Source organism: Paenibacillus sp. FSL P2-0173, from assembly GCF_038008045.1.
GTDB classification, from domain to species: domain Bacteria; phylum Bacillota; class Bacilli; order Paenibacillales; family Paenibacillaceae; genus Paenibacillus; species Paenibacillus polymyxa_B.
The window spans coordinates 712,435-725,098 of the sequence record NZ_JBBOYK010000002.1 but is presented as its reverse complement, the minus strand read 5'-3'; the positions used below and the strand labels follow the sequence as shown (position 1 = coordinate 725,098).

14 protein-coding genes are annotated in these 12,664 nt (G+C 35.6%); 13 read left to right on the top strand and 1 reads right to left on the bottom strand.

Going from position 1 to position 12,664, the window contains the following annotated elements:
- Positions 1–212 precede the first annotated feature (212 nt).
- The 13 genes from MKX30_RS13600 (at position 213) to MKX30_RS13540 (ending at position 10,879) form a co-directional block, all read left to right on the top strand.
- A complete protein-coding gene (locus tag MKX30_RS13600; RefSeq protein ID WP_220031012.1) occupies positions 213–1,586 on the top strand; it encodes a helix-turn-helix domain-containing protein in 1,374 nt (457 codons plus the stop codon).
- 366 nt (positions 1,587–1,952) lie between these two features.
- Positions 1,953–2,498, top strand: a complete 546-nt coding sequence (locus tag MKX30_RS13595) for a hypothetical protein (RefSeq protein ID WP_220031013.1) — start codon at positions 1,953–1,955, stop codon at positions 2,496–2,498.
- 179 nt (positions 2,499–2,677) lie between these two features.
- Positions 2,678–2,878: a hypothetical protein gene (locus MKX30_RS13590; protein WP_023987867.1), complete on the top strand. Its 201-nt coding sequence runs from the start codon at positions 2,678–2,680 to the stop codon at positions 2,876–2,878.
- Positions 2,879–2,911: 33 nt separating this feature from the next.
- On the top strand, positions 2,912–3,457 hold the full coding sequence (locus tag MKX30_RS13585) for an RNA 2'-phosphotransferase (protein ID WP_341063007.1): 546 nt from the start codon (positions 2,912–2,914) through the stop codon (positions 3,455–3,457).
- Positions 3,458–3,639: 182 nt separating this feature from the next.
- Entirely contained in the window at positions 3,640–4,983 is a 1,344-nt protein-coding gene (locus tag MKX30_RS13580; protein ID WP_341062902.1) for a WXG100 family type VII secretion target, read from the top strand.
- Positions 4,983–5,471, top strand: coding sequence for a hypothetical protein (locus tag MKX30_RS13575; protein ID WP_071640119.1), 489 nt, complete (start codon positions 4,983–4,985; stop codon positions 5,469–5,471). The genes MKX30_RS13580 and MKX30_RS13575 overlap by 1 nt, the downstream gene beginning before the upstream one ends.
- Before the next feature lie 345 nt (positions 5,472–5,816).
- On the top strand, positions 5,817–6,263 hold the full coding sequence (locus MKX30_RS13570) for an RNA 2'-phosphotransferase (protein WP_279832193.1): 447 nt from the start codon (positions 5,817–5,819) through the stop codon (positions 6,261–6,263).
- 177 nt (positions 6,264–6,440) lie between these two features.
- Positions 6,441–6,572, top strand: a complete 132-nt coding sequence (locus MKX30_RS13565) for a hypothetical protein (RefSeq protein WP_279831444.1) — start codon at positions 6,441–6,443, stop codon at positions 6,570–6,572.
- A gap of 668 nt (positions 6,573–7,240) precedes the next feature.
- Positions 7,241–7,639, top strand: a complete 399-nt coding sequence (locus tag MKX30_RS13560; protein ID WP_279831443.1) for a hypothetical protein — start codon at positions 7,241–7,243, stop codon at positions 7,637–7,639.
- Positions 7,640–7,755: 116 nt separating this feature from the next.
- Positions 7,756–8,292 carry a DUF5984 family protein gene (locus tag MKX30_RS13555; protein ID WP_341062901.1) on the top strand — a complete coding sequence of 179 codons (537 nt, stop codon included), beginning with the start codon at positions 7,756–7,758 and terminating at the stop codon, positions 8,290–8,292.
- 476 nt (positions 8,293–8,768) lie between these two features.
- A complete protein-coding gene (locus MKX30_RS13550; protein ID WP_104495212.1) occupies positions 8,769–8,990 on the top strand; it encodes a hypothetical protein in 222 nt (73 codons plus the stop codon).
- A gap of 460 nt (positions 8,991–9,450) precedes the next feature.
- Positions 9,451–10,614: a WXG100 family type VII secretion target gene (locus MKX30_RS13545; RefSeq protein WP_076294942.1), complete on the top strand. Its 1,164-nt coding sequence runs from the start codon at positions 9,451–9,453 to the stop codon at positions 10,612–10,614.
- A 13-nt stretch (positions 10,615–10,627) separates the two neighbouring features.
- Positions 10,628–10,879: a hypothetical protein gene (locus MKX30_RS13540; RefSeq protein ID WP_023987879.1), complete on the top strand. Its 252-nt coding sequence runs from the start codon at positions 10,628–10,630 to the stop codon at positions 10,877–10,879.
- A 546-nt stretch (positions 10,880–11,425) separates the two neighbouring features.
- On the opposite strand, the gene MKX30_RS13535 is transcribed toward MKX30_RS13540, so the two are convergent.
- Positions 11,426–12,118 carry a hypothetical protein gene (locus MKX30_RS13535; protein WP_279831432.1) on the bottom strand — a complete coding sequence of 231 codons (693 nt, stop codon included), beginning with the start codon at positions 12,116–12,118 and terminating at the stop codon, positions 11,426–11,428.
- Positions 12,119–12,664: the final 546 nt, after the last annotated feature.

The following is a 12,664-nucleotide window of genomic DNA, read 5'->3' as shown; positions in this document are numbered from 1 at the left end:
TGCTGTATATAAGCAATATGAGGAAATCTTCTTTTGAGAAATATATGTAAAAAGTGCAAAAATGTTATGTGTGCTGTTGTAAACAACTGAAGGGTATATGACTTTGTTCCAAAAGAAAATGATGGGCTAAAGTAATTCTTACTAACTGTTTCTCATTACATGGTTTAATTATGTATCATATGCCGAGTCTACGTTGAAAGGGTGGTTTATCTATGGAGATCACACCTACGATTAGAGCAGAAGTTCAAACCTATCTGATAAGAAAAAGCTTAACCATGACCGAGTTTGGTCACATTATTGATTTGAATGTAGGAACAGTTAGTGGCATTGTGACGGGCAACCGACCTATTTCTGTTCACCAGCTAGATCGTATCACTATGGGTATGAATTTGCCACCGGATTATTTTTATGAACGTTATATTGATGAATGTATTGAAGAAGAACCGCTCAACTGGCGAAGAATCAGCCCTTTTTTGTACCGATGCGTGGTGTTAGGACGACTTGATTGCTTGCGAAGAGTTGTAGGTATGTTGCTAGATAATCCTGTTTATCTTCCTTCACTTTTTGAAGTAGCCGAGGATTCTTTTAAAAAGGGTAATACTGAAGCAGCGGCGTTCCTTTATGAAAACGTGTCAGAAGGGGAAAAGTATCAGTATTCAGAACGATTGGCGGTTTGCCAGTATCGATTGTTTACGATTCGTATTGGAGACGATCAAGAGAAAAACTATGATGCAGCCATTCAATTTGAGCCTTACGTTGATCGATTAGATGAGGTAGATCAGTTAGATGCCTTAAAAGACTTGGCGAATACATACCGCTCGTTACGAAAATGGGATAAAGTAGAACTATTCGCTAAAGCAATGGGAGACAAGGCAAAAATTCAATATAAACTGCAACAACAGCGGCATCATGTACACAAAGACAATTCGAAGAAACCTAATTTTCCTTTGTTTGCGTATTGGGCATTCTCGCATTTACTTCGTTCACAAGCATGTGGTGAGAGGAAAGACTATGAAAAGGGACTTCAACACATTAAAAAATACGCTGATTTAAGTTGGGTTACTGATACAGATGAAGAAGCTTTGAAATGGAGAAAAAAGTACGAAGACTGGGCAGTAGTAAACACGTATGTTAATAAGCTTCTTTCTGGCGATAAGAGCGTTCTTTCTGATTATGTAGCTTATATTTCTTCAAGAAAAGATGAGATTCTTCCCGCACTTGATATTATGATTGAGGCAGCAAACCGATACCATTTTGATGTAGATGATATTTTAAAGCAATTTGAAAGAGAAATTATCTCCTTTCTGGAGCAGGAAAAAGTTGAAGGGTTGTATTCTCATCGATTCACAACGGAGCGATACACTCATTTTTCAAGGGAATTGGCAATCTATCTTTTACGTAAAGGGAAGTTTTCAGACGGCTTCACATTTTTGTTAAGTTGTTTGGAAAAGTCTGCTGAAGTTAATAATAAAATACAAGCAATTAGATGTATGAGGTTGTTTACGTATTTTAAAGAACATGCATCTGCTCATACGAGGGCAGTCTACGGAAATCTAATTAAAGTGGTTAATGAAGATGAAGAGTAAGTTGATTCCACCCTCCTAGTATCCAGTTTTATGTCAGTAGCAGTAGTAGTTACGATCCAACTGGACAACATGGAGGAATGTTGGAATAAAATAATCTCAAGTTTAAGATCACAATAGACCTAGAAAATTAACTATGATCAAGAGGTTAGATGGAATTATCCGTCTAGCTTTTTTTATATCGTTTGTTTTGCTCTACATAAATAAGCTTCTAGAAGTGACTTAGCTTGGACTTTTATCTGTCAAATGCTTATTCGATCATTGGAAGATTATAAAATGTGGAAAGTAGTATTTAAATAACAAGACATATTGCCTATTCCCTTCATTTCCCTTATGATAATTGCACTACTACCAAAGAAGGAGATACATATGAAGAAAGCTATTCTACTACTATTAATGTTTGCTATCTTAATTCCATCACAAGTATTGGCAGCAACATCTACAAAAGCAATGTCAACAAGTGAAATCGAAAAAATATACTTTGAGAATTACAAAGATCGTGTGAAGGAAATTAAAATTGCACAAAAAAAACTTAATGCTGTTCTGGGGGCAGAAGTTCGTGAGCTAACTCAGAGATTAAGTCAAGCATCAGCGCGCTATAAAAACGAAGTGAAAAATAAGTCTAGTAAAGCGGTAATAGCTCAAGCCAAAGCAGACTATGATAAATTAAAGAAGCAGCTCAGCGTGGCTAAAGTGGAACTAAATAAAACAGTTAAAAATTACAAAAAAGAAAGCGAACAAGCATTAAAGGATATTGCAAATCAGAAAGCAGAGCTTATAAAATTCATTAAGAATCACACAGCAGGAAAAGATAAACTTACGGAGTCTCAATTTAGCAAACAAGTTAATGGAGATATTATGTCGATTGACGGCTCATTTACTGGCATTTTAAAAATGTTGACGGAAGCTGAATAATGGTGAGTAAAGGCAGCAGGTATCACCTGTTGTCTTTTTAATTTAGGCTTAGAATGGAAAGGTATTGTTGGTCGACTTTGGATTGCTGTGAAATGGGGACAAAGAGGATATATGGATATGGATGAAATAAATTTGTTCGTTTTTATATAATGAAGTACGATTAGCGAGGAGAAAAATTTATGAATCGTAAGTTTTTTATCATGGCTTTGATAAGGGGTATTTTCGGGTATTTCCCTTGTGGGCTGGGAGTTGCAGTATTATTGGAGGCTTATAGCAGATATAGTCTAAGAGGTTTTTTAATTGGAGCTACATTTTTCCTTATCGGGGGATTGGTGCTTTATTTCACAAGAAGCTATGAATCATCAGATTGGTTACTATAGATAAAACAAATATTTCATTACAAGGAGTATATGATGTTATCACCAAAACAAGAAGAGAGCCTTAGTAAATTTATGAGTAAAATTCTTAGGCATACACCAGAACAGTTTGGAATTAAGTTGGATCATGAAGGTTATTGTCACGTGCATGACTTAATTTCAGCAATTAAGTCAGAGAATAGATGGTCGGATATAGGAGAAGCAGGAATTGATCAAGTCGTAACTAATTGTCCAAAGAAGCGATACCACATGGTAAATGGATACATACGAGCTAACTACGGGCATAGTACAGGAAGATTAGATTACAAAGAATTCACTCCACCAACTGCTCTTTATCACGGAACAAATAGCAAAGTAGTTGATAAAATTATTACCGAGGGAATTAAACCCATGGGGAGAAAGTATGTTCATCTATCTGAGACACTTGAATTTGCAACATTGGCAGGTAAGAGACGTGGTGAATTAGTCATTCTTGAAATCGATACAGTAAAATCAATGGCTAACAATGTGAAGTTCTATATCGCTAACAATGGTGTTTGGCTTGCGGATTTTGTGCCCCCACAATATTTTAAAAAAATTTAACACTGATATTTTCGTTTATATTAAAAAGAGGGTTTATACAATACTTTTGACATAGTAAATCCGTTTATATCAGTCCATTTGTCACATAATATAAAAGGAAATTTCAGGATAACAGGTGGATATCCCTAAACATCTCCTTCTGATAAGATTATTTCCATCTAAATTAAAATGGACGTGATCAATTGGGGAGAATATTGGTTCCACCTGACAAGCTAATGGAAGTGGCTGACCAGTTCTTGCATGGTAAACACGAAATGGAACGTATGTTGAATTTACTGAATGGAAGAATTGATTTTGTCCAACAAGGTTGGTCTGGTGCTACCCGAGAGAGGTTTTTCCAAGATTTTCAGGTCTCTAGACAATCCATGGGCGTGACGCTTGAACGACTTTCTACGGTTGCACAAGAACTCATTTTTATTTCAAAAAACTTCACACAGGTAGATGGAGAAAAAGTCGTACTGGATGTGCCGGGGAATGGTGTGCCTGTTAAAACGGCATCAAGCGGTGAAGGTTGGTTACATAAAATCTTTGAACAAATCGGTAAAGCTGAGATCACCAAGGCTGAAGCCCAGATGGAAGCTAGCAAGCTTCAAGGAGAAATTCTGTGGGATACTGCTCAGGGAGCAAAAGGAGCCATTCAGGAAGATTTAACCTTGGGAATGCTGCCCGACAAAGACCGTGACTATGATCATCCTATGGCTGCTAAAGTAGGTGAAATTCTCGGTCACGTAGCTACGACATTGCAGGGAGCTGGTGAGGTAATCGTTGGAACAGGTGGAGAAGGATTATCAGTTGCTGTTTCATCCACAGGAGTTGGTAGTATTATCGGAATACCTGGATTGATTGGCTCAGCAGCTTTAGCGGCACATGGAGGTACAACCGCAGTTAAAGGCGCAAGCGGAATAGGAAAAAGCTCAGCGGAATTGTGGCAGATGGCGAAAGGAGAAGGTAGAGGTTCATCTAAATCTACTCCATCTTCGGGAGCTAAGGCAGAAAAGGCTCCACATGTAATCGAGGGAACTCACAATAATAATATAGGGAGTATAATTAAGGAAGGAAATAAGACGAAATATACAAACCCTGCTGGCAATGAATTGACATGGGTTGATCAACATCCCAAAAATATTAACCGGGATATTGAGAACTTTATGAATAGCTCAGATGTAGGAAAGGCAACTGAAGCAAAAGTAGCTGGCTTTTTAAAAGAAGAACGGGAAGTCACTGGTTTTGGACAAAAAATTTTAAAGAAAGATGGTCAATTTGCAGGTGATTTAGATGTAGTTACAAAAAATGAATTAATTGAGGTTAAGGCTTCAATCAAAGCAGTTAAAGAAGGACAACTTGAGAAAATGACAATTACGACTGATAAGCTTTATTTTAATCCAGAACAGAAGAAAGTTATACTTTATATCGATAAGCCTTTGGGCAATCTATCTCAAAGTAATATAGAAAAATTAGATAATATCAAGAAGCTAGGAGTAACTGTTGTAAATTCCTTAGAGGAATTAAGAAAGGTGGTTAAGTGATGGGAAGTTCGGCTTTTATTTTAATAGAACGAGAAAAATATACACCTGAGAAATTACTGGGAGATGCAATCGTAGCTGCCTTTCATGCAGATGCTGGATTATATTTTGACAATGATAAAAAATATAAGAACGAACAGTTTTTTTCAACAACTCTAAATATATCTTATAACCCACTGGGTGCTGAAAATAACCAGCAGTTTATATTCTATATTGACGGAATTGATAATTACGAAATTAATTATGAGCATGATGAAGATATTAGTGGATTAGATTCAAGCTTGTCCTTGTATCAAGTAGGATGTATTGAAGATGTTTATGGTGTTGAAGAGCTAATTTTTCGATTTATATATGAATATCTCAAGCTAAATCCTACTGACTATTTTTGGATTCCTGATTATGATTGGGTTTACAGTTGGGAAGATATTCAGAAGTTCAGATCTCTGCCCTATGATCCAAACTGGTGCTATAAAAATCCTAAATCAATATAATTCACAGCAATTGATAAATATCTATAAGCTTGCTCCTTTAATGATAAAATGGGGGAAAGCTTTTTTCATATTAATTTATCTGATAAAGAAGATAATTTGCATGCACCTAAGAATTAAGAGGCAGGATTAATAGGAGAGTCTTCAATCAGACTACTAACTTAGTGATATGGTTAAAGTATACGGGAAGGTACGTAAATGTTATGAAGTATGATACATACTTAAAATTATGGGAAGAACAAAATAGTCTAATGAGACTATTAGAGAGGAGGGGGATGAATCAGAAATTTTTTATCATGGCTTTGATAAGAGTTTTTTTAATTGGAGCTACATTAGGGTTATTGTGACATTCAAGATTTGATTCAAGGGATAAGATCAGAGAATAGATGGGCCGATGTCTGTGAGTCGGATATCAAGCAAGTAGTAAACCATTGTCCAAAGCAAAGGTATGAAACTGTTAATGGATACATAAAAGCTAATTACGGTCACAGTACAGGCAGGTTAGATTATAAGGAAGCTACTCCACCAACCATTCTCTATCACGGTAAAAACACAAAGGTAATCCACAACATTTTTAATGAAGGAATTAAGCCAATAGGCAGAAAGTATGTACATCTATCGGAATCCCTTGAGTTTGCAATTTTAGTAGGCAAAAGACGTGGGGAACTAGTGATCCTCGAAGTAGACACAGAAAAGGCATTAGCTAATCAAGTGAAGTTTTATAAAGCCAACCATGGTGTTTGGCTTGCTGACCTTGTACCGCCACAGTACTTAAAGAAGTTTGACAAAGCGTAGACCTAGAACATTAACGATGATAAAGAGACTAGATGTGATGAATCATCTAGTCTTTTTGATATGGCCTGTTTGCTGTAAATACATAATTCTCCTAAAATTTTGAATGTATCCACGAGTGTCCACACTTACCCGGAAATGCTGCATAAAATATCCCGGGTGAACAAAGAGGAGGTGCATGTGAGAACAATGATACACATGGAATCCGTGCAAGTGGGTGAGCATACATTTATCGGAGTCGAGGTCAAACTGCCTAAAACAACGCTGCTGACTATCTCCTACTCCGTGGTTACTCATGTTTGGTGCGTCTAAGATACGGCTACTTCAGGGGATTAAAATCTCCTTTATTTAAGCCTTAAAGTCAAGCAGGACAAGCTTTCATAAATATTTGCTTCGAACCGTCAATTAAGAAAAGAAGCCGTTGCTTGGATGGCTCCTTTGCCTTAAAATTATTCGGATGAAATCTACTTATTTACTCTTATGCATAAAAAAGTAATTGTATACACCACTCCAGCAAAGAGGCTTAGTAGAAACGAGGTTGATAATGTTCTGAAAATAAAAGTAGAAGTGGGTACCGTATAGAATTCAAACATACCGTTGACCGAAGAGCTCGTTGTTGTTGGCCCTTTAATAAAAGAATAGTATATTCCTACAAAAAAACCGTAAGACAAATACTTAATAAGATTTTTTTCGAATTTACTCATTTGTTAGCCTCCAATAATGTTTTTGTAAAAGTAGAATTCTTGTACTATGAAGCCATTCAAAGTAATGTAGGAAAAGTCTATTAATATAGCGATCTTAAAAATCTTTGGTAAGGATGTTTATTGATATTATGTCAATTATATTGTTTTGAATCAAGAAAAAGGAATAATGATATATTCATCTTTACTCAATCTTTGGTATTAGCGCTATGGATAAAATCCCTGAAAATCTAGGTTATTAGGTGCGGAATAGGGAAGAGCTCAGCGGAATTGTGGCAGATGGCGAAAGGAAAAGGTAGAGGTTCATCTAAATCCCCAGAAGTTAAGGTAGAAAAGATACCTGATGGACTTGAAGGAACGGGTGAAATTCAAAAGAGAACGTATGAGCCTAATCCCAAACATGATCCTCAAAGTGGGTGGGGGAGTCCCAACCCAATTCCAGACGCTGAGACAGGGCAAAAGTTATTGGATGCAGCCTACTCATCTTCAAAAAATAAGCAACTATATAATATTTATGAGGGGAAGCTTGTTAAATTTAAACCAGATGGTGAAATGGGTTGGCATCCATATGAGGTTACGAACCCTGCTAGGGAAGTACCTGCCGATGTATTAAGGCAGTTCCTAAGGGATGGTAAAATTACGAAAGTGGAGTACAATAAGCTATTAAGAAATAAGTGAGGTGCGTTATTCTGAGAACATTTGGAGATAAAAGTACTTTTGCTATCCAATATGAATTTGTAAATAATCCTTTTAACGAAAAGAGTTTAGCTGGTGAATCATGGGGAAGAATTGAATTGTTTGTTCGAGGAAGAAATATTTTCGAGTATAAGAGAGAAAACGTTGCAATACCTTTTCAATGGAATTTAATTTATATTGTTGAATGGTTTAGTGAAAATCATATGCATATATTGAGTGATGAAGCATTTCCTCTTCCAGCTGAAGGACAAAACACTCTTGAACTTATAAATAATTGTTTGTTGTTTGAGTCCGATAATGACGCTGAATTTGATCAATGGTTTGATACAAAGCAAGAATGGGAGTTTAAACACTCATGGTTTTCAAATAGAGCAGGCTCATTTTTGCCTGATGTATTCTTCAGGAGAGTTAACGATGAAATAGAGATTGCATGGGATAATGAGTCTACGTACTCTTCGGAAGGGATCACTTTCATGAATCCAATTGGAGTTGAATATATCCCCATGGGTATATTTGATTCTACTGTAAGGAATTTTGTTGAAGATTTCTTGGATAATCTTCTATTTAATTCTAAGAACAAAAGTGACGCCGAAAGAATTTGTGAAAAAATAAAGGGTTTAATAGTCCAAGAATAGTTTTACTGCTTTGATTATCTTTATGCCTCTAAGGCTTTTTTGATGAGCTATCAGTGCCCAATAAACCAATCATTAAACTATAACTCTTAATACTTAACACTAAACGATACAGTGGGCTAGATGGGATTATTCATCTAGCCTTTTTGGTTAGTATGGGTTAGAGGATTTATGTTTTTTAAAGACTGAAAAAATAAAGCCTCATTTAAAGGACTTTTTGTGGTCTGGGTGCTGTGTATGGGTACTATATAAATTGTAAGCACGACAAAGCATATAGTCTCCTATGCTCTAACATTCGTTATAAAGTAGTAAGATGCCATTACACCTAAGAAAATTAAAACAATTGCGCTACACGCGATGTAGGTTACACGAATCATGGAAATTTAAAGCAGCATCCAGAGTGGTCTCATGAACATGTTTTTGAATGGAAAGAAAGATGGGGCATTTAAAAGAGTTAACAAGAAGTAGGAGGGACTTTTTTGGAATACAATGAATTGGTGGAACGTTTTGAAATGGGGGAAGAGTTTCAGTTCTCCTATAAAAATGATAGCTATTGGATTAGCCAGAATGAAGAAGGGTACTTTCTTACTCGTGAAAGAGACAGTTTTTCGCAGTCGTTTGAATCAGCAAGAGAGTTGTTTATTCTTGGGAAGATTGATGATAAGACTATTTTAGAGTTGTGGGATAACATAGACATTTGAAAAAGTACTATTTGAGCCTACTCCTTAATAATAAAAACGGGAGTGGGCCTTTTACATAGTTAGTCAATCTGAATAAAGGAGGATGACATTTACAAACACCTTGCTTCAAACGAAGGTGCGTCAAATTCAAATTACCATGCTCCAATATCAACATTACAAGTTGTTGAGCTAGGATAAGGGAATCAAGCAGATGAACAAAATGCCCATCTAAAAGATATTACCGATATTGTTAAGGAACTCGGTATCACGAAACAACAGCTACATAACTATAAAAAACTCCTAAAGTTGATTCCTGAGTTACAGGGTATGTTTGAAGATCAGGAGTTGAAAGCGATGACTATAAGCTTTTGGTCATAGGTATAAAGTTATCTTATTTCACATAACAATTAGGAATTAAGTTCGTTTTCCATAAATCGGAATAATGTTACTATGTCATAACGAACTCAAACAGAGGTATATTATGACAACAATTAAAGTGACACCTGAGCAGCTTATGACTGCCTCCAAGCAGTTTGAGTTAGCACAGCAAACGGCAACTCAAATGAATAGTAATTTAGTACAACAAATTTCATCTATGGGGCAATTGTGGGAAGGACTGACTAAAGAGCACTTTTACTATTCCTTCCAAACCTCTCAGAAGAATATGAATGACTTTGTTACCTTGACGGATTCTATTGCTAGGGAATTACGTCACCATGCAGATAAATTCAGATTAGCAGATCTGATGGAAGCAGGTAACATTGACGCAAGTTGTTTACCACCTCCACCGAATTCATGTGCTGTTCCTGCTCCAGATACACGGAATGCGTTCCAAAAATCAGTAGATAGCTTAACTGAACTAGGTCAGGATTTTGTAGACGCTAACTCAGTACGCTATGAGAAAAAGTTTAATTCAGTCTGGAGCTTTCTAGATTATATGTCATATGGTATTCCAAAAGGAATGTACCAAGGGTACATGGAACGGGCAGCTAAACAAAACGATTCATGGAATGACATGCTCAATTTCGGTACATTTGGAGTAACAGGTATGATTCAAGGGGCATTTAATCCAAACAATGCCTGGTCAAAGGAACACTGGGCTAATATGATCGGTACAGCTGGATTAATTGGAGGAGTTAGTTCAGTAATCAAGCCTAAAATTGGTTTGAAATCATCTATTAAGTATGAGATTCCGAAGAATAATGCGAATTCGAAATTGCGTAATTCAATAGAATCTGAACCTAAAACAGAAGTACAAACAGGTGGAAGAAACGATCTTTCAATTGATGAATATTTTCGTAGAGAAGCTGAAGCAGATGAGATGTATGATCAAATCAGAGCGTCTGATAGTGATGTAAGAGCAATAGCTGAAAATTCTGGAATGAAGGAAAGTAGAGTTCAAAGAATCAAAGAACACGTTTTCATAAATGAACATATAAAGTCGAGTGGTTATGGCAGATTTCATTCTGATTACGAAATAGCTCAAGCATGGGATAGATTACAAAAAGGATTACAAACAGAAAAAGATATGGATTTGCTTAATCATGAATTGTTTGAATCCAGATTTGAGGGTATATTTAAAACAGACTATGAGACTGCTCATAAAGCTGCGGTAAGGTCGGGTCGTCCATGGGAAATAGAATAGAGGAGATTTTATAATGGGAGCATTTGTTTTACTTTTTAAAGAGCATGAGGATGAGAATGTAGTTATTTATAGATATGGCCCAAATGAACACATTATGGGGAAAATTCAATTGAACAAAGAGACTAAGCTATTCTCTGAAATTGAACCTTTACCAGATCCGAGTCATTCAAATAAATTTTATTTTGATAGGGCTGCACAGCGGATGGCACGTTGCTTCGTTAAAGAAGGTGGTATATTTCCCGAAAAGTTGACATTTGAATCATAAAGTAGCTTCAATAATACGAACCGAGCTTGCTCCTTTAACAATAAAATAGGAGTGAGCTTTTTTCATTTTTCATAGTAATTTATCTGATAAAGAAGATAATTTGCATGCACCTAAGAATTTAGAGGTGGGTTTAAACAGGAGAGTCTTCAATCAGGCTACTTACTTAGTGATATGGTTAAAGTAACGGAAGGTACGTGAATGTTATGAAGTATGATGCATACTTAAAATTATGGGAAGAACAAAATAGTCTAATGAGACTATTAGAGAGGAGGGGGATGAATCAGAAATTTTTTTCATGGCTTTGATAAGAGGTTTTTTAATTTGAGATACATTTTTCCTTACCGGGGCATTAGTGCTTTACTTCACAAGGCGCTATGAATTAATAAAGTGCTACTTTTATCACGAAAAGAGAAGCGCTGAGTAAATATATCAAACGCTTCTCTTATTAATAATCTGGTTAATAGATATAGAATAAGTAGTATGCCTAGCGCTATCCCTATTATTGTAACAGGTTCTTATTCATAATATTTATTGCGTCCTTTGTTATTAATTTAAAAATTGTGATTCCCAAGTACCGTCTGCATATCCCCAAATTGTATGTGTACCAGTTCCGATTACCTCTTCAAGAGACGGATGAGTAAAGTTCCAAGTGAAATATGCTGTCTGGTAGGCGCTGCGCTTGTCAGAGTTAATATGTGGTTTCTCTTCTTTTATGGTGATATTCACTAAAGGGACCCACTTTCTTGTAACAACTCCACCGCCATTTAGAATTTCAGTCACTTTCCCCGCACTAACTCTGTAATGTATATATACTTGTGTTGTAATAATATTGATACCAAATGTAGAAACGACTGTTTCAGCATGAGGTGTATATTCAGTCGCAAAAGGAGTAGTAGAGTGTGCTTGTTTGTTTTGGTTTACCCTCACTTTTATATCTCCATTATATAAATCTGAATCTTTTCCGCTTTGTATTACATTAAAAATTGATTTTATCGCTTCAGGATCATTCATATAATTTACAAACTTTTGTTGTTCTTCTTGCGAGAGATTTGTGAACTGCTCTAGAATGACAGAGGAGTCATTATCGTTCTGCGAGTTGAGTTCTTTATTATTGGCTTTTAGATAATTAATGTAGTCTTCAGGGGTGTTAATAGATAAAGAATCCTGTGCGTTAACTGAGTAAGGAAGTACACTTAAAAATAATACAAATACAACAAACAAACTTAATAATTTTTTCACTTTATAATCACTCCTTAGATATGTTAGTAAAACAAAACCATTAACATCCTTTAAATGGATTTGATTTACAAGGAATATACTACCATATATAAAATAAATTATCAAATTGTAGACTAGTAATAAATCTAATTGAAATCAAACAAATAAATATAATGAAAGTTGATAATTTAATAAAAGTATGTAACTAAAGTTCAGCTAAGGATGGAGACTATAACATATATGAATTGTCAAACGGCATCTTTTATTATTTCTGGTTGCGAGATCCCTTTAGGGGAAGTAATGAGGCGATGTACATATCTTAACTAATGATGATAAGGAAGTTGGATGGGTTACACTGATTAAGGATGTAAATAGTCTAGCAATGCTTATGAATTGGAGAAAAGTTGCTGTTACTATAACAATTAATCAGTTCTTGAGAAAACCGAATAATAAGTACTACTTCAAGAAGTTAGTGAAGCACTTACTACTTACTTGAGGAACATAAAAACAGTATTTGATAATCTTTTGAAGGGAGAAAATTACGTATGAAGCACTACTCAAAATACA